This window comes from Knoellia sp. LjRoot47, from assembly GCF_964253435.1.
In the GTDB taxonomy this organism is placed as follows: domain Bacteria; phylum Actinomycetota; class Actinomycetes; order Actinomycetales; family Dermatophilaceae; genus Knoellia.
Genome location: NZ_CAXUQS020000001.1, coordinates 214518 through 238205, shown reverse-complemented (window position 1 = coordinate 238205; position 23688 = coordinate 214518). Strand labels below are relative to the sequence as shown.

Sequence of the window (23688 nt, the reverse complement as noted above, 5' to 3'; positions counted from 1 at the left end):
GGGGTCAGCCGGTGGCGGGGGTGTTCCACCCGGCGGGGGCGATGCCACGCCGTCTCGCCAGCCGGAGCAGGACCGCGGTGACGATGACGGTGGCGACGACGTTCATGCCGGCCGAGACGGGTGACCCCTGCGTCGACCCGTCGACGTAGGACTCCTCGAGCCCGCCGAGCAGGATGCCGGTGACCATGATGAGCACGTTGTTGACGACGTGCAGGACGATGACCGCCTCGAGCCCCCCGGTCCGCCAGGCGAGCCAGCAACCCGCGACGGCGAGGGACCCGAGCTCGATGACGACCCAGACGTCGGCCGACCCGTGCGCCGCGGCGAAGAACGCGGTCGAGAGCACCGTCGTCACGACGAGGGCGACGACGGGGGTGCGGAACCATGCCCCGACGCCCTGCACGAGCCCGCCGCGGAAGGCGATCTCCTCGCCGGCCGCCTGCAGCGGCGTGGTGAGCAGGGTGATGACGAGCAGTGCGACCCAGTGCTCGGGCCGGTCGAGCACCTCCTGGTCGAAGACGAACCACGTGATGACGAGGTAGGCCGCCCAGAGCGGCGTCACGACGAGCAGGCACCACCCGAGCCAACCCCAGCGCAGGCGTCCGGTGACCGACAGCACCCGCCACGGGCTGCGCCGGAAGCCGACCCACAGTCCGAGCAGCGTCGCGGGGATGAGCAGGGCGAGGACGAGGTTGAGCGAGACCGACGCCCAGGGATTGACCGGGTTGGCCATCTCCTCCTCGGAGTCGACGAGGAACAGGGTCGGGAGGAACACGACGAACGCCCCGAGGACCCAGACCCCGGCCGCGACGGCCAGGGCCACGAGCGGCCGCCACCCGCGGTGGCGCGGCCCGCGCATCTGCGAGACGTAGGTGCGCGGCTCGCGCTCGCCGGCCTCGATCCTCGCGGCCTCGGCCGCGCGGTGCTCACCCCGGATCCGGTATGCCGCCCGCTCCCGCGCCTGCCCGACGAACCCGGCCGGTGGCTCGGTGGGGGAGACGAGGACCGGGGTGCCGGTGGCGTGGGCCTGCCAGGCGGCTCGCCGCACGCCCTCGGCCTCGGGCGCCTGCGGCCACGCCATGAGCCAGACCGCGTCGTAGCCCTCGAGGCCCTGCGCCCCCGGCTCGCCGACAGTGAGGGGTGACCACTCGAGGTCCGGCGCCCCCTGACGCGACAGGGCCCGGGCCCGGGCGAGCGACTGCTGGTCCTCGAGGTGGCCGGGGTCACCCACGGCGGCGATGCGCACGGTCATGGGTGAAGTCTCGCCGAGCAAGTCGGGAGGGGCATCCACCGGGCGTCGCGGACGGCATACGACCTTGGTCTGACGGCCCCGGCACCGATTTCGTGCTCGGCGCGCACTCCCGTAGGATGGAGCGTCGGTCTCGTGTGCTCAGCCATGCGCGACCACACCCCCATGGTTTCACTGGTGGCCCCCGGGCCGCACCCAGGGTGGGACCAGCAAAGGATTGAGAGGGTATGGCCAAGAAGGACGGCGTCATCGAGATCGAGGGCACCATCGTTGAGGCGCTCCCCAACGCGATGTTCCGCGTGGAGCTCACCAACGGGCACAAGGTGCTCGCCCACATCTCGGGCAAGATGCGCCAGCACTACATCCGGATCCTCCCCGAGGACCGCGTGGTGGTGGAGCTCAGCCCCTACGACCTGACCCGAGGCCGCATCGTCTTCCGCTACCGCTGACCGGCCTCGGCTCTCAGCAGCAGCACGCTCCACCAGCTCCACCGGGCACGACCTCCGTCGTGCCGGGCCGATCGACACAGACAGCAGAGGCAATGAAGGTTCAGCCGAGCGTCAAGAAGATCTGTGACAAGTGCAAGGTGATCCGCCGCAACGGCCGGGTCATGGTCATCTGCGAGAACCCGCGCCACAAGCAGCGCCAGGGCTGACCAGATCGCCAGCTCCGTCCCCCGGGACGAAGCACCTGCACGAGGCACGGCTTCGAGCACACGCACAAAAGAATGACTGAGAACGCAGCGCCCGACCCCCTTGTCCGTCACCTGTAGAGGTGAGCGAGGGACGTCACCCCCGGCCCGGAGGCCGGGGACCGGATCAGAGTCCGGACCGGCGACTGCACCAGACCTCCGGAACACCAGAACAGGAACCATCACACGATGGCACGTCTCCAAGGAGTCGACCTCCCGCGCGAGAAGCGCGTCGAGATCGCACTGACCTACATCTTCGGTGTGGGCCGCTCCAGCTCGCAGAAGGCTCTCGCCGCCACGGGCGTCGACGCCAACACCCGCGTCAAGGACCTCACCGACGCCGACCTCGTCGCCCTGCGCGACTGGATCGACGAGAACCTCAAGGTCGAGGGTGACCTCCGCCGTGAGGTCCAGGCCGACATCCGCCGCAAGGTCGAGATCGGTTCGTACGAGGGTCGTCGTCACCGCTCGGGCCTGCCCGTTCGCGGTCAGCGGACCAAGACCAACGCGCGCACCCGCAAGGGTCCGAAGCGCACCGTCGCCGGCAAGAAGAAGGTTGGTAAGTAATGCCTCCCAAGGGCCGTTTGACCGGCGCCAAGAAGGTGCGCCGCAAGGAGAAGAAGAACATCGCCGTGGGCCAGGCCCACATCAAGTCGACGTTCAACAACACGATCATCTCGATCACCGACCCCACCGGTGCCGTCATCAGCTGGGCCTCGGCCGGCCAGGTCGGCTTCAAGGGCTCGCGCAAGTCCACCCCGTTCGCCGCGCAGACCGCCGCTGAGGCCGCTGCCCGTCGCGCCATGGACCACGGCATGCGCAAGGTCGACGTCTTCGTCAAGGGTCCCGGCTCTGGCCGTGAGACCGCGATCCGCTCGCTGACCGCTGCCGGTCTCGAGGTCGGGTCCATCCAGGACGTCACGCCCTCGCCGCACAACGGTGTCCGCCCGCCCAAGCGCCGCCGCGTCTGAGCGCCTGAGAAGACGGAAAAGAGAACTAGAACATGGCTCGTTACACCGGCCCCATCACCAAGAAGTCGCGTCGCCTCAAGGTCGACCTCGTCGGCGGCGACAAGAACTTCGACCTGCGTCCCTTCCCGCCCGGCCAGCACGGCCGTCGCCGGATGCAGGAGAAGGAGTACCTCACCCAGCTGCAGGAGAAGCAGAAGGCTCGCTTCACCTACGGCGTCATGGAGAAGCAGTTCCGTCGCTACTACAAGGAAGCGGCGAACCGCCCCGGCAAGACCGGTGAGAACATCCTGACGATCCTCGAGTCGCGACTCGACAACGTCATCTACCGCGCGGGCCTCGCCCGCACCCGTCGTGCCGCGCGCCAGCTCGTCACGCACGGTCACTTCGAGGTCAACGGCCAGCGCGTCGATGTCCCGTCCTACCGCGTCGAGCAGTACGACATCATCACCGTGCGCAAGCAGTCGACGGAGAAGCTGCCGATCCAGCTCGCTCGTGAGACCTTCGGCGACCGCCCGACCCCGGCCTGGATCCAGGTCGTCCCGGGCTCGCTGCAGATCCTGATCCACTCCCTCCCCGTGCGGGCGCAGATCGACAGCCAGCTCACCGAGCAGCTCATCGTCGAGTTCTACTCCAAGAACTGATCTCAGCCGACGTCTTGCCCGTTTGGGACGACGAGCTCCAGCGAGTTGTCCCAAACGGGCAATACGTCGGGGCCGTGGGCACTTGGGTGCGCCACGGCATACCGAATGCTTGTCCTGGTCGCAGACAGAGGTGACCAGGGCGCCGGGTAGGACCCGGCAGTTTCACGAGGCGTCATATAGCGGTCGCCCGTGGGAAGGAAAATCACCGTGCTCATCGCACAGCGTCCACTCCTCTCCGAGGACGTCATCTCCGAGAACCGGAGCCGGTTCGTCATCGAGCCGCTGGAGCCGGGCTTCGGCTACACGCTCGGCAACAGCCTCCGCCGCACCCTGCTCTCGAGCATCCCCGGTGCCGCGGTCACGAGCATCCGCATCGACGGCGTGCTCCACGAGTTCTCCACGATCCCCGGGGTCAAGGAAGACGTCACCGAGATCATCCTCAACATCAAGGGTCTGGTCGTCTCCTCGGAGCACGACGAGCCGGTCGTCATGTACCTGCGCAAGCAGGGTGCCGGCGCCGTCACGGCTGCTGACATCGCGCCGCCGGCCGGCGTCGAGGTCATCAACCCCGACCTGCACATCGCGACGCTCAACGACAAGGGCAGCATCGAGATGGAGCTGACCGTCGAGCGCGGTCGCGGCTACGTCTCCGCCGCCCAGAACAAGTCCGGTGACCAGGAGATCGGCCGCATCCCGGTCGACTCCATCTACAGCCCGGTCCTCAACGTCACCTACAAGGTCGAGCTGACCCGAGTCGAGCAGCGCACCGACTTCAACAGCCTCGTCCTCGACGTCGAGACCAAGCAGGCCGTCTCCCCGCGTGACGCGCTCGCCTCCGCCGGCAAGACCCTCGTCGAGCTCTTCGGCCTCGCCCGTGAGCTCAACGTCGAGGCCGAGGGCATCGACATGGGCCCGTCGCCGACGGACGCCGCGCTCGCCGCGGACCTCGCCCTCCCGATCGAGGACCTCGACCTCACGGTCCGCTCCTACAACTGCCTCAAGCGCGAGGGCATCCACACCGTGGGTGAGCTCGTCGGTCGCAGCGAGGCGGACCTGCTCGACATCCGCAACTTCGGCCAGAAGTCCATCGACGAGGTCAAGGCCAAGCTCCACGGCATGAGCCTGGCTCTCAAGGACAGCCCCGCCGGCTTCGACCCGAGCCAGATCGCTTCCTACGACGACGAGTTCAGCTTCTCCGACGCCGACGACGCCGAGGACGCGTCGTTCGCCGAGGACGAGCAGCTCTGACGCTGACCCACATCAAGGAGTAAAGACATGCCTACCCCCACCAAGGGTCCCCGTCTCGGAGGCGGCCCGGCTCACGAGCGGCTCATCCTGGCCAACCTCGTGACCTCGCTCTTCGAGCACGACTCCATCACGACGACGGAGTCGAAGGCCAAGCGCCTGCGCCCCCTCGCCGAGCGCCTCATCACCTTCGCCAAGCGCGGTGACCTCCACGCCCGTCGCCGGGTCATGACGGTCGTGCGTGACAAGGGCGTCGTGCACCGCCTCTTCGTCGAGGTCGCCCCCGACATGGCCGAGCGCCAGGGTGGCTACACGCGCATCACGAAGATCGGTGCCCGCAAGGGTGACAACGCCCCCATGGCGGTCATCGAGCTCGTCCGCGAGCCCGTCGCCAAGAAGGCCACCGTCAAGGAGGCCGAGGGCGCGACCAAGCGTGCCGCCAAGGAGTCCAAGGCTGCCGACGAGGCCACCGCCGAGACCACGGAGGCCCCGGCCGCCGAGGCTGCCGCGGTCGTCGAGCTCCCGAAGGGTGCCGTCGCCGCGAACGAGGACGGCTCGGCTCCCGAGGGTTACTCGGTCAAGGGCAACGCCGACTCCGGCAAGTACCACGTCGAGGGTTCGCAGTGGTACGACCAGACCGAGGCCGAGTTCTGGTTCGCCTCGGCCGAGGACGCCAAGGCTGCCGGCTTCGAGCCGGCCGGCGGCGAGACCAAGCAGGCCGAGGGCGACGACGCCTGACCTGCTGCACCACGGCATACGAACGAGGGCCGGTCACTTCCTGCGGGAGGTGACCGGCCCTCGTCGTATGCCGTCCGCCGCGGGACCCTGGGCTGCCGGTTCGTCGCCGGGCGGTGTGGCTCCGTAGGCTGGCCGCCATGGACTGGAACGCCTACGACGCTGCCCTCTTCGACCTCGACGGGGTGCTCACCCCGACGGCGGAGGTGCACATGCGGGCCTGGGACGAGATGTTCAACGCCTACCTCACGTCCAAGGGCATCGAGGAGCCCTACACCGACCAGGACTACTTCGACCACGTCGACGGGCGCCCGCGCTACGACGGGGTCCGTGCGTTCCTCACCTCGCGGGGGATCGAGCTGCCCGAGGGCGACCCGTCCGACAGCCCCGAGGCCGAGACCGTGAGCGGACTCGGCAACCGCAAGAACGACGCGTTCAACGCCGTCCTGGCCCGGGACGGCGTCGAGGCGTATGCCGGCTCGATCCGGCTGCTCGACGCCCTCGCCGAGCGTGGCACCAAGATGGCCGTGGTCTCGTCGTCCAAGAACGCGCCGGCGGTGCTCGAGGCCGCGGGCATCGCCGACCGCTTCCCCGTCGTCGTGTCGGGTGCGGTGGCGGCCGAGCTCGGTCTCGCGGGCAAGCCGTCGCCCGAGACCTTCCTCCACGCGGCCCGGGAGCTCGGGGTGGACAAGGATCGCGCGGTCGTCCTCGAGGATGCGACGTCGGGGGTCAAGGCGGGGCGGGACGGGGACTTCGGCCTCGTCGTCGGCGTCGACCGCGGCGCCGGTGCCGACGGTCTCACCGATGCGGGCGCGGACGTCGTCGTCACGGACCTCGAGGAGCTCCTCCCGTGAGGCTCGACTTCGACGGCACGGACCCGCTCGACCGCGAGCGCTTCCCTGTCGACGAGTGGCGGCTCGTCGAGACCTTCCCCAGCGACGACGACCTCGGGCTCACCGAGACCCTCTTCGCGATCGGAAACGGCTACCTCGGCATGCGCGGGAACCCGCCGGAGGGCCGCCCGTCGTCGGCGCACGGCACGTTCGTCAACGGGTTCCACGAGACGTGGGACATCCACCACGCCGAGCAGGCGTACGGGTTCGCGCACACCGGCCAGACGATCGTCAACGTGCCCGACAGCAAGGTCATGAAGCTCTACGTCGACGACGAGCCGCTCCTGCTGTCGACGGCCGACCTCGTGGAGTACGAGCGCTCGGTCGACTTCCGTGACGGGACCCTGCGCCGCCATCTGATCTGGCGCACCCCCTCGGGCAAGATCGTCCAGGTCGACACGACGTGCATGATCTCGTTCACCGAGCGGCACCTCGCGATCATGACCATCGAGGTGACGATGCTGGCCGGGAGCGCGCCCGTCGTCATCTCGAGCCAGATCCTCAACCGGCAGGACGGCGCGGACGAGTACCAGGACCGCGAGGCGATGAACCGCAAGTCCGGCTGGGACCCGCGCCAGGCGGGACGGTTCACCTCGCGGGTGCTCGAGCCGCAGGGCGACTGGCACAGCGACCGGCGGATGATCCTGGGCTACCGCTGCGCCCGGTCGGGCATGACGCTCGCCGTCGGCGCCGACCACGCGATCGACACCGACAACGTCGTCGAGGAGCTCATCGACACCCAGCCCGACCTGGGCAAGAAGGTCTACCGGGTCGACGCCGCCGAGGGCCGCACCATCACGATCACCAAGTGCGTGGCCTACCACTCCTCACGGGGCGTGCCCGCGCGCGAGCTCTTCGACCGCTGCCGCCGCACCCTGGACCGGGTCCGGCGCGACGGCGTCCAGCGCGAGCTCGACCAGCAGCGAGACTGGGTCGAGAAGTACTGGGCCAACGCCGACGTCGAGGTCGAGGGCCACCCAGAGGTGCAGCAGGCAGTCCGCTGGAACCTCTTCCAGATCGCGCAGGCGTCGGCGCGCGCCGACCAGCTCGGCGTCGCGGCCAAGGGCGTGACGGGCAGCGGCTACGAGGGCCACTACTTCTGGGACACCGAGATCTACGTCGTGCCGTTCCTCGCCTACACCTTCCCGACGGCGGCGAAGAACCTGCTGCGCTTCCGGGTCAACCTGCTCGACCACGCCCGCGCCCGGGCGCGTGAGCTGGCCCAGCGCGGAGCCCTCTTCCCGTGGCGGACGATCAACGGGCTCGAGGCGTCCGCGTACTACGCGGCCGGCACGGCGCAGTACCACATCGACGCGGACGTCGCGTATGCCGTGAGCCGGTACAGCGACGCGACGGGCGACCGGGACTTCCTGCGCCGCGACGGCGCCGAGATCCTCGTCGAGACCGCCCGCATGTGGGCCGACCTCGGGTTCTGGCGGGTCGACGGCGGCCGGACCTTCCACATCCACGGCGTCACCGGGCCCGACGAGTACACGACGGTCGTCAACAACAACCTCTTCACCAACGTCATGGCCCGGTTCAACCTCGAGCGGGCCGCCGCGACGGTGCGCGACCTGCGCGAGGGTGACCCGACGGCATACACGCGTCTGCAGTCCCGGCTCAACCTCCACGACGAGGAGGTCACCGAGTGGGAGGAGTGCGCCGCCCACATGGCGGTGCCGTTCGACCAGGACCTGGGGATCCACCCGCAGGACGAGAACTTCCTCGACCGCGAGCTGTGGGACCTGTCGCAGACGCCGCCGGAGAAGCGCCCGCTGCTGCTCAACTACCACCCGCTCGTGATCTACCGGTTCCAGGTGCTCAAGCAGGCCGACGTCGTGCTCGCGATGCTGCTGCAGGGCGACCGGTTCACGCTCGAGGAGAAGCGGCGCAACTTCGAGTACTACGACCCGATCACCACGGGTGACTCGTCGCTCAGCGCGGTCGTGCAGTCGATCATCGCTGCCGAGGTGGGGCACCACCAGTGGGCGATGTACTACTTCCTGTCCGGGCTCTTCGTCGACCTCGCCGACCTCCACGGCAACACCTCGGACGGCGTCCACATCGCCTCGGCTGGTGGGGTCTGGAACGCGCTCGTCTACGGCTTCGCCGGGATGCGCGACTACGGCGACGGGCTGACCTTCGACCCGCGCCTGCCGGCTGCGTGGCCGCGCCTCGCCTTCCCTCTGCGGGTGCACGGCACCCGGATCCGCGTCGAGGTCGAGCAGGACGCGATGACGTTCACCCTCGTCGAGGGCGATCCGATCACGGTGAGCGTGAGGGGTGCCGACCACGAGGTGGGGGCCGACGGGCCCACCCGGGTCGAGCTCGACAACCAGGGGCCGCGGCTCACGCACCTCGTGCCGCGTCAGCCTGCCCCGGTCGTGCGGGCGGACGGGACCGTCATCACCGCCGGTGTCCCGACCGATCCCGAGACGCTGGCGGAGGAGGCGGCCGTGCAGGCGTCCTTCAGTGGTCAGTCGAGCCTGACGGTGCCGCCCGAGCGCCAGTAGGTCCCGTCCCGACGCTCGAGGAAGCCCTCCTCGACGAGGTAGCGCCGCAGCGCGGCATGGTCCGCGTGGCGGCGCTGCAGGATCTCGTTGACGCGGGCCTCGGGATAGATCTCGCCGAGCTCGAAGTCCTGCGCGAGCAGATCGAGCACGACGAGGCGCTTGGCGATCTTCGTCGGAATGGCGGAGAGCCGGCCGTCGGCGCCGACGAAGGCGCGCAGGACGGCGTCGCGGTTCTCGAGGGCGTGGGTGAGTGCGGGGCGGTCCATGTCCTCGAGCCTACGAAGCGGGGGTCCCGGGGGCGAGCGAGTTCTCGGGTGCGCGCGTGTGGCGGGGCGTGGGCCCGGCGAAGTGCCGGGCCAGCGGGACGAGTGCCAGGACGAGGACGAGCGGGACGGCATACCCGATCCGTAGGTTGCCGGCTCCGATCGCGCCCGTGAGGACCGCTCCGAGCAGGGCGCCGAGGTAGTTGAACTGGTTGAAGCGGGCGATCGTGGCGTCGACCCTGGCCTGTCGCGCCGCGGGGTCGGCGGCGTGGGGATCGGTCGAGTCCGCAGCGATCCGGGCGGCGGCCGAGAACGCGAGGGGAGCGATGACGGCGACGCCGAGACCGACGACGAAGAAGCCGAGGATGGCGACCTGCCAGATCGAGCCGGGTGCGAAGACGACGACCGCGAGCCCGGCGAACGAGAGCAGGGCGCCGACGCGGATGACGGTGGTGGGGCCGAACCGGGCGGTGAGGCCGTCGCCGAGGAGGCGAGCGAGCAGGGTGGCGGCGAGGTAGGGGAGTGTGGCGAGAGCGAACATGGCGCTGCTCGTGGGTGGGTCGTCGAAGACGGTGGTGCTGCTGAGGTAGGTCGGTCCCCAGGCGGTGGCGGCGGTGTCGACCATGTAGAAGAGCACGAGGGCGGCGCCGACGAGGGCGATGCGGCGCCACGGCAGGCCGAGGTCCTGCACCGAGGGAGGTGCCGCGGTCGTCGGGACGTCACGTCGCAGGAGCGGGGCGGCGGTGACGGCCAGTGGCGTGAGCGCGAGCAGCCACGCCATGAAGGGGAAGGAGACGGGGACGAAGGCGAGGCCGGTGGCGAGCAGGCCCCCCGCGGTCCAGGCGGCGTGGAAGGAGGGGAGGACGGGACGGCCGACGCGGTGCTCGAGGGCGACGGCCTGCATGTTGCTCGCCGCGTCGTTGGCGCCGAGGCCGAGGCCGTAGCAGGCCACGCCGGCGACGAAGACGGCGAACGTCCCGTCGCCGCGGACTCCGACGCCGATGACGGCGAAGCCGAGGGTGATGAGGGCGAGCGCGAGGCGGAGCGTGGTGGCGCTGTCGGTGCGCGCCGCCAGGCGTTCGGCGACGACCGAGCCGAGGCCGGCGAGCAGGACGAGCATGAGCATGAGCCCGGACAGGGCCAGTTCTGACAGGTCGAAGAGATCGCGGACGACGGGCAGCCGCAGGGTCAGCGAGATGAAGAGCAGGCCCTGCACGAAGAAGGCCGCGCTGATCGCGATGCGGGAGGGGCGCAGGTCCACCCGTGCAGCGTGCCACGGGTGGAGGGTGCGAGGGCCGGATTCCGCGGGCCGCGCCGGGGCGGTGCGTGGTGGAGCGTGTTGACGGCCGTGCCGAGATGCACCCGGTGGAGAGGTGTCTTTGCTCCCGCCACATGACGCAAAGACACTCCTCCAGCGGGATACACCTGGGGCCGACCCGGCTCCGCGCGCCGAAGGCGCAGCACGCTCGGCTGGCTAGGCTGCGGAGCCATGACGTTGTTGCGGGTGCGGATCGACCTGGCCTACGACGGCACCGGCTTCTCGGGCTGGGCCGCCCAGCCCGGTCGGCGGACGGTCGAGGGCGAGCTGTCGAACGCCCTCACGACACTGCTCAGGGCGTCGGAACCGGTGCGGCTCACCGTCGCCGGGCGCACCGACGCCGGAGTCCACGCCCGCGGACAGGTCGCCCACGCCGACGTCGACCCGACGGCCTGGGCCGTGACCCCCGGCCGGTCCACCCGCTCACCCGAGGAGGCGGCACTCACCCGGCTGGCCGGCATACTCCCCGCCGACATCGTCGTGCGCGAGGTGTCGCCCGCGGCCGAGGGCTTCGACGCCCGGTTCTCCGCCACCCAGCGGCGCTACCTCTACCGGATCTGCGACCGCACCGGGCAGCTCGACCCGCTGCGCCGACACGACACCGTGGTCGTCAAGGACGAGCTCGACGTCGGCGCCATGGAGGAGGCGGCGGGCCGGCTCGTCGGGCTCAACGACTTCGCGGCGTTCTGCAGGAAGCGGGAGGGCGCGACGACGGTGCGCACGCTCCTCGAGTACTCGTGGGCGCGCGCGCCCGACGGCACGGTCGAGGCCACGGTGGTCGCGGATGCGTTCTGCCACAGCATGGTTCGCGCGCTCGTCGGGTCCGTCGTGCCGGTCGGCCTCGGTCGCGCGCCGGTGCAGTTCCCGCTCGACGTGCTCACCGCACGGGCGCGCGACCCCCGGGTCACGGTCATGCCGGCGCACGGTCTCTCGCTCGAGGAGGTCGACTACCCGGCTGACGCCGACCTCGCCGCACGCGCACGGGAGGCCCGGGCGACGAGGTCACTCGACGACTGAGTCAGCGACAGCACCTCGTCAGGGAGAGACGGCGACCTCGGCGCCCCGCAAATGAGCGCGGAACCCGTTGGGCTGCACCGAGACCGACGTCAACGCCATGCCCTCGGGCACGCCCTCGATGGTGTGCCGGATGGTCACGAGCCGCCGCACGATCGATGAGGCCGCCGTGTCGAGCCAGTCGGGCCCGTCGAGGTCGATCGTCCGCGGCTCGATGACGAGCTGGCCGCCCTGGGCGCGCACGACACCGGCCGCTCGGACCTCGACGTCCTGGCCGAGGACGCTGACCCGGCGGCTCAGGCCGGCGAGACCGTCGCCCGCGGCGAAGAGGGTGACGCCGCCTCCGATCTGTGACGCGGCGGTCGTGAACGGGATCGAGGCGTCGATGTCGAGCCGCGAGGCGCGGAGCCCGTCGCCAGTGAGCGTCACACCAGAACCGACGGCCGTGACGTCCGTGAGCCCACCGTCGCCCGTGACGACCTGGCTGCTCGTGAGGCGAACGTCCCCGAGCCAGGTCTCGCCGTCGCGGAGGTCGCTCGGCGACGTCGGCCCCGTGGAGGGCGATGCCGAGGGCACGGGCACGTCGGTGCCGGTCCCCGGACTCCCCACCGACCAGACGAGGGCGAGCGCAGCGACGACGAGCGCCACGAGCATGGTCACCGCACCGAGGAGGAACTGCTTCACGACGCCCATCCTGCCCGCACCCGACGGTCCGGGGATCGCGGGTCACGTGGTCGCTGACGCTGCCGGGCCACCGCGACCGGACAGAACGGGTCATCAGGGGGCTACATGTAAAACGTTTACGCAGCTAGCCTCCACCGCAGACGTTTCAGCCGCGAGCGCCACCGTCGGTGCCGCGGGACAGCCCGGAGGAGCAACGATGCCCAGTCCACGCCGTCTGTATGCCGTCGCAGCGGGTGCCGCTGTCGCCCTGGTCCCAGCCCTGGGGGTGTCGGTCCCCGCCTCGGCGGAGACGGTCTCCGTCGCCCTCGTCGGCTCGCTCCAGTCCGAGATCGGCTGCGCCGACGACTGGAAGCCCGAGTGCGCGGCGTCGGAGCTGGCCCGGGTCGGTGACACGACGGCATACACGAAGACGTTCACGGTCCCGGCCGGGACCTACGAGTACAAGGTCGCGCTCAACGACTCGTGGGACACGAACTACGGCGCCGGGGGAGTGTTCAACGGCCCCAACATCCCGCTCGTGCTCGAGGGTCCGGCGACGCTGGAGTTCACCTACGACCACACGACCCACGTCGTCAGCGTCACGCCCAAGAACCTCTCCGGCGGCACGACCTCCGCGGACGCCGCCCTCGCCCAGAGCTCGCTGCGCTCGCCGCTCACGCGGGAGCGGTTCTACTTCCTCATGGCCGACCGGTTCGCCAACGGCCGCACCGACAACGACCGCGGTGGGCTCACCGGTGGTCCGCTCACGACCGGCTTCGACCCGACGCACAAGGGCTTCTACCACGGTGGCGACCTCAAGGGCGTCATGAACAAGCTCGACTACATCAAGGGCATGGGCACGACGGCGATCTGGCTCACGCCGAGCTTCAAGAACAAGCCGGTCCAGGGCAAGCCGGGCGAGGAGAGCGCGGGCTACCACGGCTACTGGATCACCGACTTCACCCAGATCGACCCCCACCTCGGCACCAACGAGGAGATGAAGGCGCTCATCGCGGCCGCGCACAAGAAGGGGATGAAGGTCTTCTTCGACATCATCACCAACCACACGGCCGACGTCATCGACTACAAGGAGGGGCAGTACACCTACCGCTCCAAGAAGAACTACCCGTACAAGGACGCGACGGGCAAGGCGTTCGATGACCGCGACTACGTCAACAAGGCGTTCCCGGCGATGAACCCCGCCACGTCGTTCCCGTACACGCCGTTCCTCCACCCCGGTGACGAGAAGGCCAAGACGCCGGCGTGGCTCAACGACCCGCTGATGTACCACAACCGGGGCGACTCGACCTTCGCCGGCGAGTCCTCGACGTACGGTGACTTCATCGGCCTCGACGACCTCTTCACCGAGCGCCCCGAGGTCGTCGACGGCATGGGCGACATCTACAAGAAGTGGGTCGACTTCGGCATCGACGGCTTCCGCATCGACACCGTCAAGCACGTCAACCTCGAGTTCTGGCAGAAGTTCGTCCCGGCGATCCTCGGCGAGGCCAAGGCGGTCAAGAACGACGACTTCTTCGCGTTCGGCGAGGTCTACGACGGCAACCCGGCGGTGATGTCGGAGTACACGACCCGCGGCAAGCTCCAGGCCACGCTCGACTTCGGGTTCCAGCAGCAGGGCGTCGACTTCGCCAAGGGCAAGCCCGCGAACGTCCTCGCCGACTTCTTCGGCAAGGACGACTGGTACACCGACCCCGACAGCAACGCCTACCAGCTGCCGACGTTCCTCGGGAACCACGACATGGGCCGCGTCGCGATGTTCCTCAAGGACGGCACCACGAGCGAGGCCGAGCACCTCGCCCGGGTGAAGTTCGCCGAGTCGCTGATGTTCGCGACGCGCGGCAACCCGGTGACCTACTACGGCGACGAGCAGGGCTTCATCGGCACCGGCGGTGACCAGCTCGCCCGCGAGGACATGTTCGCGAGCAAGGTCGACGTCTACAACACCGAGGACGTCCTCGCCGGGCCCGAGGGCTCGCGCGACCGCTTCTCGACGACCCACCCGCTCTACACCCACATCCGCGACCTGTCCGCGGTGCGTGCCAAGCACCCGGCGCTCGCGGACGGTGCGCAGGTCCAGCGCTTCGTGGCTGCCGGTGCCGGCATCTTCGCCGTCTCCCGGATCGACGCGAAGCAGAAGGTCGAGTACGTCGTGGCCGCCAACAACGCCACCAAGACGTCGCGGGCGACCATCCCGACCTGGAGCAAGGGCAAGGGCGTGGTGTTCACGCCGGTGTCCGGGGCCAGGCGCGCGGTGAAGGCGGCTGCCGACGGCTCGATCACCGTCAACGTGCCGCCGCTGTCGGTGAGCATCTGGCGCGCCAACAAACCGATCTCGACCGCGGGTGCCGCGCCGACGGTCACGGTCTCGACCGGCGCCGACCACACGGTCGCCGACCGTGCCGAGGTCTCGGCCGACGTCTCCGCGAGCACCTTCGCCCAGACCACGTTCCTCTACCGTCCCGTCGGCACGAAGCTGTGGCGGACCATCGGGACCGACGACAACGCTCCCTTCCGCGTCTTCCACGACGTGGCGGGTATGCCGTTGGGCTCGGTCCTCGAGTACCGCGCGGTCGTCAAGGACGCGGCTGGACGGGTCGCGGCGAGTGGTTCCTGGGCCTCGGTCGTGGCGCCGAAGACGGGCGGCTCGACGGAAGGGGAGATCGGTGACTCGCCGGCGACCCAGCCCTCGACCGTCGGCACGACCGGCACGCACAACTCCGAGATGGGCTGCAGCAAGGACTGGGACGAGCTGTGCGACACCTCGCAGCTGGCCCTCGACCCGGCCGACAAGATCTGGAAGAAGGCGTTCACCCTGCCCGCCGGGCCGTACTCGTACAAGGCGACGATCAACAAGTCGTGGACCGAGAACTACGGCGAGAAGGGCGTGCGAGAGGGTCCGAACATCTCGTTCGAGACGGCGGACGGCACCGTGACGTTCTTCTACGACCCGACGACGCACTGGGCGACCTCGGACGAGGAGACCGAGATCATCACGACGCCCGGCACCTTCCAGTCCGAGCTCGGCTGCCCGGCGGACAACAGCGCCACGTGTATGCGCCCGTGGCTGCAGGACAAGGACGGTGACGGCGTCTTCACCTGGGCGACGACGAAGATCCCCGCGGGGACCTACACGTTCGTGGTCGCCCACGACCGCTCGATGACCGAGACCTACGGCGACGGCGGTGCACCCGGTGGCGCGCCCATCACGCTCACGGTCCCGGCCGACGGGGCGCGGACGAACTTCGTCTACGACTCGGCGACCCACCGCACCACGGTGACGAGCGCCGTCGTCGCCCCCTGACACCCACCACGGGCTGAGGGTGTCGCCCACCCCAGCTTTTGCTCCCCATGAGGGAACCTTGAGGGTCCGGACGGAAACTTTCCGTCCGGACCCTCAACCTTTCCTCCCCAGGAGCAAAAGTTGAGGCGGGGGCTGGATCCGTGCGGGCGCGGGTCCGCTCAGGGCTGAGCTGAGTCGACGGCATACCGGAGACGGACGAGGTCGGAGCCGTCAGGGCGCTGCACATCGAGCAACCGCAGCCGCGCGGGCTGCGTCGCCGTGAACGCGGGGACGCCACCGGCTCCGACGAGACCAGGGCCGACCATGAGCACCAGCTCGTCGACGAGTCCGTGCTCGAGCAGGTCGTTCCACAGCACGTGGCTGCCGAAGACGACGACGTCGCCGCCGTCGCCCGCCCGGAGCGCGGAGACGACGTCGTGCGCCTCGGCGCGCGGGACGATCCGGGTGGTCTCGGACCACGGCTCGGTGTCTGCGGCGGTGAGCGTGTCGGACACGACGACCTTGTCCACGGTCCAGTTGAGCCTCGAGATCTCGCGCTCGAGCTCGGGCTGGCCCGGGTCGTACCTCACCCCGGGCCAGTAGTCCCGGAACCCGAGGAACGTCGTGCGGCCGAGGAGCACGGTGTCCGCACCCCGGAGCAGCGCGGCGTTGCTCTCGCTGAATCCCGCGTCGAACGGCATGACCGAGACGTCCCCACCGGGCCCGGTGAAGTGGCCCTCGAGGGAGAGGATCTCGCTGACGATGACCTTGCGCACGCCGTGCTCCTCGGGTCGTGGCTGCTCGGACGGTCAGCCCTGGGAGGGGGCGACTCCTGCATTCTCGACTGCGGAGCGCTGCTGGCGCTCGCGACGCCGGGCCGGGAGGAAGCACACGAAGCCGATCGTGCTCACGACACCGGCCACGACCATCGCCGTGCCGATCGAGGTGCGAGCGGCGAGCACGCCCAGGAGCGGTCCGGTGAGCGCGCCACCGGCCTGCATGACGAGCGAGCTCATCGACAGGATCGTCGCGCGGTTCCGCGACGAGGCCTCGCGGTGCAGCAGGCCCGTGTAGGCAGGGCTGGCGGCACCGTGCATCGTGTAGGTGAAGAGGTAGGCGACGAGGAGCGCGGCGGGGCCGAGGGTGAGGCCCATGGCGACGACGCCCAGCCCGTTGACGACCCGGCCGACGATGGCCGCCCGCACCAGCCCGAGGCGGTCCGCCAGACGCCCACCCAGCCACGAGCCGAACGAGAACAGCGCCCAGCCACCTGCGGCCGCCGGTCCCATCCACACACCGGCCCGCGCCTCGGACCCGAGGAGCTCGGCCAGACGCAGGGGCATGAGCGTCTCGTAGGCCATCATCCCGACCACCCAGAAGAGCTCGACGAGGACGAGGTTGCGCAGGACGGTGTTGGTCCGGAGCAGGAGGAGCCCGTCGCGGATGACGCCCGGTGTCTCGCGCACCGAGGACCCGAGGCGGGCGCCCAGGCGGCCCTCGCCTCGGGGCGACTCGCGCAGGAGGGCAAGGGTGGCGACGAGGTGCACGACGCACAGCGCGACGAAGACCTGGATCGGCAGGAGCAGGGCGCTGGACTCCTTGAAGGGGTGCCACGCCACGAGGGCGCCGGAGACGAGCGCGCCACCGCCCATGCCGACACCGACGAGGACTCCCTGGATCGACATGGCGCCGTGGACGTCGGCCCCCGGCTGGCGCTCGTGGACGGTGTCGACGTACCAGGCTTCCAGCGGACCGGAGTCGAGCGCGCGGTAGACGCCCATGAGCCCGGCCGCGAGGGCGAACGTCCAGAACGACTGCGCGAAGAGGTAGGCGAAGCCCGCGACGATGTTGATGACGCCCGCGGCGAGGAGGACGGGCTTGCGACCGAGGACGTCGGCGAAGCCGCTCGTCGGCAGCTCGAGCAGGAAGACCATGATCCCCTGCGCGGTCATGTAGAGCGTGATCTGCTCGACCGACAGCCCGCGCTCGCGGGCCACGAGGGCGAAGATCCCGACGACGAAGCCGACCGGCAGCCAGCGTGTCGTCGACAGGAGGTAGAAGACGCGGCGGGCCGCCGTGGGGGACAGGGTGGTGGTCATGCGTCCTCACCTCGCGGGATGCGGTCGAGGTCGAGCGGGTAGGTGACGTTGTAGACGGCGAGTCGGCGCGCGGCCGGGTTGCCCTGGCCGACCCGGCGGTAGCGGTCGACGACGTCGTCGATCTCGGCCTTCATCTCCTGCAGCTGGGCGGGTGTGGCGATGACGTAGGAGTCGTTCATCCCGGCGGCGTCGCGCCACGATGCCGGCCAGGCGGCCTCGACGTCGAGCCACTTCTCGAACTGCTCGGCGAAGTGCCGGGTGTAGTCGCGCACGAGCCAGTTGAGCGCGGTCTCGGAGTCCTCGTCGCCGGCGAAGTCGCTCGGCTCGAACTGGTGGCTCTCGGTGGCGGCGCGCCACAGGCGGCGCTTGCCCTCGCCGTCGCCGGTGTCGGCGACGAGGCCGACCGACTCGAGCTTGCGGAGGTGGTAGCTCGTCGCGCCGGTGTTGGTGCCGAGGGCGGTGGCGAGGTCGGTCGCCGTGGCGGGGCCGCTGCGCCGGAGCGTGGAGAGCAGTCTCGAGCGGAGCGGGTGGGCGAGCACCTTGAGCGATGCGGCGTCGAGGCGGATGCCGGTGAGGTGGTCCGGGTGCAGCGGGATGTCGGGGGCCATGCGTGCACAATACCTCTGCACAGTCTGTTTGCACAACTATTGTGTATGCCGTGTGGCAGAGTGTGTTTGTGCAGGTCAGGCCTGGTTTCGGGGTGTGGTTGGGGGGATTTGGGTGCGGGGCGGGTTCTCCGTAAACTTGAGGACTGTTGTGCCGTGCGCCCTTCCCAGGGTGGCCCGAGAGGTGAGAACCCTGGCGGGAGCACACGGCATACCCCTGCGGTTGCGTCTCTCGACGGGACCGACAGGTCCTCCCGTTCCATTCACACGTTAGGCAACATCGTGCGTACCTTCACCCCGAAGCCGGGCGACATCACGCGGCAGTGGCACGTCATCGACGCCACCGACGTCGTGCTCGGTCGCCTCGCCAGCCAGGCTGCGACCCTCCTGCGCGGCAAGCACAAGGCGATCTTCGCCCCCCACGTCGACACCGGTGACTTCGTCATCATCATCAACGCCGACAAGGTCGCCCTCACCGGCGCCAAGGCGGAGCAGAAGAAGGCCTACCGCCACTCCGGCTTCCCGGGTGGTCTCAAGAGCCGCACCTACGTCGAGATGCTCGACAAGTTCCCGGAGAAGGCCGTCGAGAAGGCCATCCGCGGCATGCTTCCCCGCACCTCCCTCGGCCGTCAGCAGCTGACGAAGCTCAAGGTCTACACCGGCTCCGAGCACCCCCACGCTGCCCAGCAGCCCAAGCCCTTCGAGATCACCCAGGTGGCCCAGTAATGACCGAGAACACCAACCTCGACGTGACCGAGGCCGAGTTCGGCACCGACGCCGACGACCAGGAGATCTCCGAGTACACCTCGGAGTCCTCCGGTGAGGTCGCCGGCGAGCCGGCCCGTCGTCCGTCCGCGTCCGCCCCCGGCGCCGCGACCGGTCGTCGCAAGCAGGCCGTCGCCCGCGTGCGCATCGTCCCCGGCACCGGTGAGTGGAAGATCAACGGCCGCACCCTCGAGGCCTACTTCCCCAACAAGGTCCACCAGCAGATCGTCAACGAGCCGCTCAAGGTCCTCGAGCTCGACGGCGCCTACGACGTGCTCGTCCGCGTGCACGGTGGTGGCCCCTCCGGCCAGGCCGGTGCCGTCCGTCTCGGTGTCGCCCGCTCGCTCAACGGGGTCGACGAGGAGCTGAACCGTCCGGCGCTCAAGAAGGCCGGCTTCCTCACCCGTGACGCCCGCGTCCCCGAGCGCAAGAAGGCTGGTCTCAAGAAGGCCCGCAAGGCGCCCCAGTACAGCAAGCGCTGATCGCAGCCGCAGCCCCTCGTGGGGCTCCCTGCACCGAAGGCGGCATCCCTCACGGGATGCCGCCTTCGGCGTGCGGGGGATAGGTTGTCTCGTCGGCCTCTTCCGGAGCGCCGCCACCTGCACTCACGACAGAACCACGAAAGGCACGGCACACGTATGTCACGACTGTTCGGGACCGACGGAGTCCGGGGGCTCGCCAACGTCGACATCACCGCCGACCTCGCACTGCAGCTCGCCGTGTCGGCGGCGCACGTGCTCGGGCGCGAGGCGCGCGAGTCGGGCCGCAAGCCCAAGGCTGTCGTCGGGCGCGACCCACGTGCCTCGGGTGAGTTCCTCGGGGCCGCCGTGATCGCCGGTCTCGCCTCCGCCGGTGTCGACGTCCACGACGTCGGGGTGCTCCCGACGCCCGCCGTCGCGTTCCTCACCGCCGACATGGACGCCCACTTCGGGGTCATGCTCTCGGCGTCGCACAACGCCATGCCGGACAACGGCATCAAGTTCTTCGCGTCCGGCGGGCACAAGCTGCCCGACGCCGTCGAGGACGAGATCGAGGCCGGTCTCGGCAAGGACTGGGAGCGGCCCACCGGCGCCCAGGTCGGCCGGGTCCTCCAGAACCGCGCGGGCCAGGCGCGCTACGTCGCCCACCTGCTCGAGGCCCTGCCCAACCGGCTCGACGGGTTGACGGTCGTCATCGACGGCGCCCACGGCGCGGCCTCGTCCGTCTCGCCGGAGGTCTTCCGCCTCGCCGGCGCCGACGTCTTCGAGATCGGCACCGAGCCCGACGGCCTCAACATCAACGACGGCTACGGCTCGACTCACCTCCAGCACCTCAAGGACGCCGTCGTCAAGCGTGGCGCCGACATCGGGATCGCCCACGACGGCGACGCCGACCGCTGCCTCGCCGTCGACGCCGACGGCAACGAGATCGACGGCGACCAGATCATGGGGATCCTCGCCGTCGACATGAAGTCGCGCGGCGCCCTGCACGACGACACCCTCGTCGCGACGGTCATGAGCAACCTCGGCCTCCTCCACGCCATGGAGCGTGAGGGGATCAAGGTCAAGCAGACCGGGGTGGGTGACCGCTACGTCCTCGAGGAGATGCGGGCCTCAGCCCACACACTCGGCGGAGAGCAGTCCGGCCACGTCATCCTGCTCGAGCACGGGACCACCGGCGACGGCGTCCTCACCGGCCTCATGCTCGCCGCCCGCATGGCCGCCACCGGCAAGACGATCGCCGAGCTCGGCACCGTCATGAGCCGGCTCCCGCAGGAGCTCATCAATGTCAAGGGCGTCGACAAGGCCCGCGTCGAGACCGACGAGGGTGTGCAGGCGGCCGTCGCCGAGGAGACCGCGCGACTCGACGGCTCCGGTCGCGTGCTGCTGCGCAAGTCGGGCACCGAGCCGGTCGTGCGCGTCATGGTCGAGGCGGCCACCGCCGACGAGGCCAAGGCCGTCGCCGACCGCCTCGTGAGCGTCGTCAAGGAGCGCCTCGCCCTCTGACGCGCCTCAGCTTGTGCTCCTGGGGAGGAAACCTTGAGGGGCCGGACGGAAATGTTCCGTCCGGCCCCTCAAGGTTTCCCCATGGGGAGCACAAGCTGGGATCAGTGGTGGTTCTCGACCGTGGGGTCGGTGTGCGGCGCGCTCGCGCCCGCTTCGTGGCGCTTGGCGTATGCCGTGTCCTCGGCTCCCGGGTCGACGTGCGTCGGGTCGAGCACGCGCTGGAGGAAGACGCGGGTGCGTTCCTCCTGCGGGTCGCCGATGACCTGGCTGGGGGCGCCCTCCTCGACGATGTTGCCGCCGTCCATGAAGATCACCCGGTCGGCGACCTCACGGGCGAACGCCATCTCGTGGGTGACGACGAACATCGTCATGCCCTCGCTCGCGAGCCGGCGCATCACGGAGAGGACGTCGCCGACGAGCTCGGGGTCGAGGGCCGACGTGGGCTCGTCGAAGAGCATGAGCTGCGGGTCCATCGACAGCGCGCGGGCGATGGCCACGCGCTGCTGCTGGCCACCCGAGAGCTGCGCCGGATAGGCGTCGGCCTTCTCCGAGAGCCCGACCTTCTCGAGGTTCTCGCGGGCCTTGGCCTCGGCCTCCTCCTTGCCCCGCTTGAGCACGGTCGTCTGCGCGACGGTGCAGTTGGCGAGCACCGACAAGTGGGGGAAGAGGTTGAACTGCTGGAAGACCATCCCCATGTTGCGACGGATCGCGTCGATGTCGCAGTCCGGGTCGGTGACCTCGTCCCCACCGACCTTGATCGAGCCGCTCGTCGGCTCCTCGAGCAGGTTGATGCAGCGCAGGAAGGTCGACTTGCCCGACCCCGACGGGCCGATGACGCAGACGACCTCGCCCTGCGCGATCGTGGCGTTGAGGCCCTGGAGGACGTGGTTGGTCCCGAAGGACTTGTGGAGGTCGGTGACCTCGACGACGGGTGAACCCGTCCGGGTGGCTGACGTGGTCATGCTCAGCGCTCCTTCTTCTGGCGGGCTTCCATGCGGCGCACGAGGTATGACAGCGGCAGCGTGATGATCAGGTAGCAGAACCCGGCCACCACGAGGGGGGTGAGGTTGACGTTGGAGCTCGAGAGGTCGCGGCCGTACTTGGTGAGCTCGTACCCGGTCGCCGCGAGTCCCAGGACGTAGACGAGCGAGGAGTCCTTGACGAGCAGGATGACCTCGTTGGTCAGGGGAGGGGTGATGATCCGGAACGCCTGCGGAAGGACGATCTTGCGCGTCGCGGCACCGGCCGGCATACCCAGGGACCGGGCGGCCTCGATCTGGCCCGGGGGGACGGCCTGGATGCCGGCGCGGATCGTCTCGGCCATGTAGGCGGAGGCGACCAAGCCGAGGGCGACCCAGACGGTGCCGTACGGGTCGAACGGGATGACGAGTCCGGCGAACGCGAGCGGCAGCAGGCTGAAGGCGATGAAGACGACGATGGCCGGCAGCCCTCGGAAGAACTCGATCCACACCGTCGCGATCCAGCGGTACGGCGCGACGGAGGACAGCCGCATGAGCGCGAGCACCGTGCCGAGCAGCAGTCCGATGAGGAACGCGCCGGCGGTGTAGACCACGGTGTTCTTGAGGGCGTTGCCGATCCCCTCGGTCAGGGTCGCCTTGATGAGGTCGGTGCGGAAGAAGACGCTCTGGATCTGGGCCCAGTCCGCCGTGAGCACGAAGACGATGACGACGACTGCCAGGAGGGCGTACTGCGCCCACCGCCTCCGCTGTGCGCGCTTGCGAGGGGACAGTTTCTTCTTCGGTGGGGCTTCCGTGGTGCTGGTGCTGCTCATGAGTTCTCCTGCCGACCTGAGGGGTCATGGACCGCAACGCCGAGGGGCGGCGGCCGGTCGAAACCGTACCGCCGCCCCCGACGTCGTGGAAGGGTCACTTCGGTGCGTCGACTCCGAACCACTTCTTGTAGATCGTGTTGTAGGTGCCGTCGGCCTGCGCGGCCTTGAGGGCCTCGTTGGCCGCGTCGGCCAGCTTCTGGCCGTTGGGGTCGTTGAGCTTGAACATGAGGCCGTACTTCTCGCCGGTCTCGAACTCCTTGACGACCGCGGTCGTCGGGTTGTCCTTGACGTAGTCGAACAGGGGGCCGTTGTCGTTGATGGCGCCTTCGACGCGACCGGACAGGACACCCGCGAGCTGCGTCGGCAGGTCCTCGAACACGACGGGGGTGTAGCCGTTGGCGCCCTTGTTGTCCTCGGCGTAGCTCTGACCGGTGGTGTCGGTCTGGACACCGAGCTTCTTGCCCTTGAGGCCGGCGAGGTCGGTGATCCCCGAGTCCTTCTTGACGATGAGCGCCTGGGTGGCCTCGAAGTACGGGTCGGAGAACAGGACGGCCTTCTTGCGCTCGTCGGTGATCGTCGTCGCGCCGTAGGCGGCGTCGCACTTCTTGGCTGCGAAGGCAGCACCGGAGGTGATCGTCGCGAACTCGATGTCGACGACCTCCTGCTCGAGCCCGAGCTTCTTGGCGACGAGGTCCATGAGGTCGACGTCGAAGCCGACGACCTTGGCGCCCTCCTTGTGCTCGAACGGCTTGTAGGAGAGGTGCGTGCAGGCCTTGAGCTTGCCCTGGGTGATGGTCGAGACGCCGCTGGCGTTGGTGGCGGCTGCGTCGCCGTCACCGTCGTCGGACCCACAGGCGGCGAGGCCGAGAACGGAGATGAGGGCCGCTGCGGCGAAGGCGCCGACCCGGCGGGGGCGTGAGGTGCTCACGGGTACTCCTTGTTGAG

Annotated in this window: 24 protein-coding genes and 1 pseudogene; 14 read left to right on the top strand and 11 right to left on the bottom strand. The window is 69.6% G+C overall.

Annotated elements, in window-relative coordinates:
• Positions 1-4 precede the first annotated feature (4 nt).
• A complete protein-coding gene (locus ACSQ11_RS01110; RefSeq protein WP_436002240.1) occupies positions 5-1252 on the bottom strand; it encodes a CPBP family intramembrane glutamic endopeptidase in 1248 nt (415 codons plus the stop codon).
• Positions 1253-1476: 224 nt separating this feature from the next.
• Here ACSQ11_RS01110 and infA point away from each other — a divergent pair, with 224 nt between their 5' ends.
• The 9 genes from infA (at position 1477) to ACSQ11_RS01065 (ending at position 8938) form a co-directional block, all read left to right on the top strand.
• Positions 1477-1698, top strand: coding sequence for a translation initiation factor IF-1 (infA, locus tag ACSQ11_RS01105; protein ID WP_006946284.1), 222 nt, complete (start codon positions 1477-1479; stop codon positions 1696-1698).
• 92 nt (positions 1699-1790) lie between these two features.
• Complete coding sequence (rpmJ, locus tag ACSQ11_RS01100) at positions 1791-1904, top strand: 50S ribosomal protein L36 (protein WP_009775928.1); 114 nt, start codon at positions 1791-1793, stop codon at positions 1902-1904.
• Positions 1905-2129: 225 nt separating this feature from the next.
• Entirely contained in the window at positions 2130-2507 is a 378-nt protein-coding gene (gene rpsM / locus ACSQ11_RS01095) for a 30S ribosomal protein S13 (protein WP_147064793.1), read from the top strand.
• Positions 2507-2911, top strand: a complete 405-nt coding sequence (gene rpsK / locus ACSQ11_RS01090) for a 30S ribosomal protein S11 (RefSeq protein ID WP_147064796.1) — start codon at positions 2507-2509, stop codon at positions 2909-2911. Before rpsM ends, rpsK begins: the two co-directional genes overlap by 1 nt.
• Before the next feature lie 32 nt (positions 2912-2943).
• Positions 2944-3552, top strand: coding sequence for a 30S ribosomal protein S4 (rpsD, locus tag ACSQ11_RS01085; protein ID WP_436002235.1), 609 nt, complete (start codon positions 2944-2946; stop codon positions 3550-3552).
• Positions 3553-3759: 207 nt separating this feature from the next.
• Positions 3760-4800: a DNA-directed RNA polymerase subunit alpha gene (locus ACSQ11_RS01080; RefSeq protein ID WP_436002233.1), complete on the top strand. Its 1041-nt coding sequence runs from the start codon at positions 3760-3762 to the stop codon at positions 4798-4800.
• A 27-nt stretch (positions 4801-4827) separates the two neighbouring features.
• Entirely contained in the window at positions 4828-5535 is a 708-nt protein-coding gene (rplQ, locus tag ACSQ11_RS01075) for a 50S ribosomal protein L17, sunset domain variant (protein ID WP_436002231.1), read from the top strand.
• A 137-nt stretch (positions 5536-5672) separates the two neighbouring features.
• Positions 5673-6386 carry an HAD family hydrolase gene (locus ACSQ11_RS01070; RefSeq protein ID WP_436002229.1) on the top strand — a complete coding sequence of 238 codons (714 nt, stop codon included), beginning with the start codon at positions 5673-5675 and terminating at the stop codon, positions 6384-6386.
• On the top strand, positions 6383-8938 hold the full coding sequence (locus ACSQ11_RS01065) for a glycoside hydrolase family 65 protein (RefSeq protein ID WP_436002227.1): 2556 nt from the start codon (positions 6383-6385) through the stop codon (positions 8936-8938). The genes ACSQ11_RS01070 and ACSQ11_RS01065 overlap by 4 nt, the downstream gene beginning before the upstream one ends.
• Here ACSQ11_RS01065 and ACSQ11_RS01060 read toward each other — a convergent pair.
• From ACSQ11_RS01060 to ACSQ11_RS01050, 3 genes and pseudogenes are all read right to left on the bottom strand, one after another.
• Positions 8902-9204 (bottom strand): DUF2087 domain-containing protein, encoded by a 303-nt coding sequence (locus ACSQ11_RS01060; RefSeq protein WP_436002225.1) that lies wholly within the window; start codon positions 9202-9204, stop codon positions 8902-8904. The genes ACSQ11_RS01065 and ACSQ11_RS01060 overlap by 37 nt on opposite strands.
• Before the next feature lie 10 nt (positions 9205-9214).
• On the bottom strand, positions 9215-10105 hold the full coding sequence (locus tag ACSQ11_RS01055) for an MFS transporter (RefSeq protein ID WP_436006666.1): 891 nt from the start codon (positions 10103-10105) through the stop codon (positions 9215-9217).
• Positions 10106-10522: pseudogene (locus ACSQ11_RS01050) on the bottom strand (MFS transporter); the annotation flags it as partial.
• Positions 10523-10690: 168 nt separating this feature from the next.
• On the opposite strand from ACSQ11_RS01050, the gene truA reads away from it, so the two are divergent.
• Positions 10691-11536, top strand: coding sequence for a tRNA pseudouridine(38-40) synthase TruA (truA, locus tag ACSQ11_RS01045; RefSeq protein ID WP_436002223.1), 846 nt, complete (start codon positions 10691-10693; stop codon positions 11534-11536).
• Between the two features lie 18 nt (positions 11537-11554).
• On the opposite strand, the gene ACSQ11_RS01040 is transcribed toward truA, so the two are convergent.
• Complete coding sequence (locus ACSQ11_RS01040) at positions 11555-12217, bottom strand: LmeA family phospholipid-binding protein (RefSeq protein ID WP_436002221.1); 663 nt, start codon at positions 12215-12217, stop codon at positions 11555-11557.
• A 196-nt stretch (positions 12218-12413) separates the two neighbouring features.
• On the opposite strand from ACSQ11_RS01040, the gene ACSQ11_RS01035 reads away from it, so the two are divergent.
• On the top strand, positions 12414-15518 hold the full coding sequence (locus tag ACSQ11_RS01035) for an alpha-amylase family glycosyl hydrolase (protein WP_436002219.1): 3105 nt from the start codon (positions 12414-12416) through the stop codon (positions 15516-15518).
• Between the two features lie 158 nt (positions 15519-15676).
• On the opposite strand, the gene ACSQ11_RS01030 is transcribed toward ACSQ11_RS01035, so the two are convergent.
• Genes ACSQ11_RS01030 through ACSQ11_RS01020 form a run of 3 tightly spaced genes read right to left on the bottom strand, consistent with a single transcriptional unit; the run spans position 15677 to position 18204 of the window.
• The gene (locus ACSQ11_RS01030; RefSeq protein WP_436002217.1) at positions 15677-16273 is read right to left on the bottom strand and encodes a dihydrofolate reductase family protein; all 597 of its coding nucleotides are present in this window, start codon (positions 16271-16273) and stop codon (positions 15677-15679) included.
• A gap of 33 nt (positions 16274-16306) precedes the next feature.
• Complete coding sequence (locus ACSQ11_RS01025) at positions 16307-17596, bottom strand: MFS transporter (RefSeq protein ID WP_436002215.1); 1290 nt, start codon at positions 17594-17596, stop codon at positions 16307-16309.
• Entirely contained in the window at positions 17593-18204 is a 612-nt protein-coding gene (locus ACSQ11_RS01020; RefSeq protein WP_436002213.1) for an ArsR/SmtB family transcription factor, read from the bottom strand. The genes ACSQ11_RS01025 and ACSQ11_RS01020 overlap by 4 nt, the downstream gene beginning before the upstream one ends.
• A gap of 279 nt (positions 18205-18483) precedes the next feature.
• Here ACSQ11_RS01020 and rplM point away from each other — a divergent pair, with 279 nt between their 5' ends.
• The 3 genes from rplM to glmM all read left to right on the top strand — a co-directional run bounded on the left by rplM (position 18484) and on the right by glmM (position 20951).
• Complete coding sequence (gene rplM / locus ACSQ11_RS01015) at positions 18484-18927, top strand: 50S ribosomal protein L13 (protein ID WP_436002211.1); 444 nt, start codon at positions 18484-18486, stop codon at positions 18925-18927.
• Positions 18927-19448 carry a 30S ribosomal protein S9 gene (rpsI, locus tag ACSQ11_RS01010; RefSeq protein ID WP_436002209.1) on the top strand — a complete coding sequence of 174 codons (522 nt, stop codon included), beginning with the start codon at positions 18927-18929 and terminating at the stop codon, positions 19446-19448. The genes rplM and rpsI overlap by 1 nt, the downstream gene beginning before the upstream one ends.
• A gap of 156 nt (positions 19449-19604) precedes the next feature.
• Positions 19605-20951, top strand: coding sequence for a phosphoglucosamine mutase (gene glmM / locus ACSQ11_RS01005; RefSeq protein WP_436002207.1), 1347 nt, complete (start codon positions 19605-19607; stop codon positions 20949-20951).
• 101 nt (positions 20952-21052) lie between these two features.
• Here glmM and ACSQ11_RS01000 read toward each other — a convergent pair whose 3' ends face one another.
• The 3 genes from ACSQ11_RS01000 to ACSQ11_RS00990 form a co-directional block, all read right to left on the bottom strand.
• Positions 21053-21913, bottom strand: a complete 861-nt coding sequence (locus ACSQ11_RS01000; RefSeq protein ID WP_436002205.1) for an amino acid ABC transporter ATP-binding protein — start codon at positions 21911-21913, stop codon at positions 21053-21055.
• Between the two features lie 2 nt (positions 21914-21915).
• Positions 21916-22743 carry an amino acid ABC transporter permease gene (locus ACSQ11_RS00995; RefSeq protein ID WP_436002203.1) on the bottom strand — a complete coding sequence of 276 codons (828 nt, stop codon included), beginning with the start codon at positions 22741-22743 and terminating at the stop codon, positions 21916-21918.
• A 94-nt stretch (positions 22744-22837) separates the two neighbouring features.
• The gene (locus ACSQ11_RS00990; RefSeq protein WP_436002201.1) at positions 22838-23671 is read right to left on the bottom strand and encodes a transporter substrate-binding domain-containing protein; all 834 of its coding nucleotides are present in this window, start codon (positions 23669-23671) and stop codon (positions 22838-22840) included.
• Positions 23672-23688 lie beyond the last annotated feature (17 nt).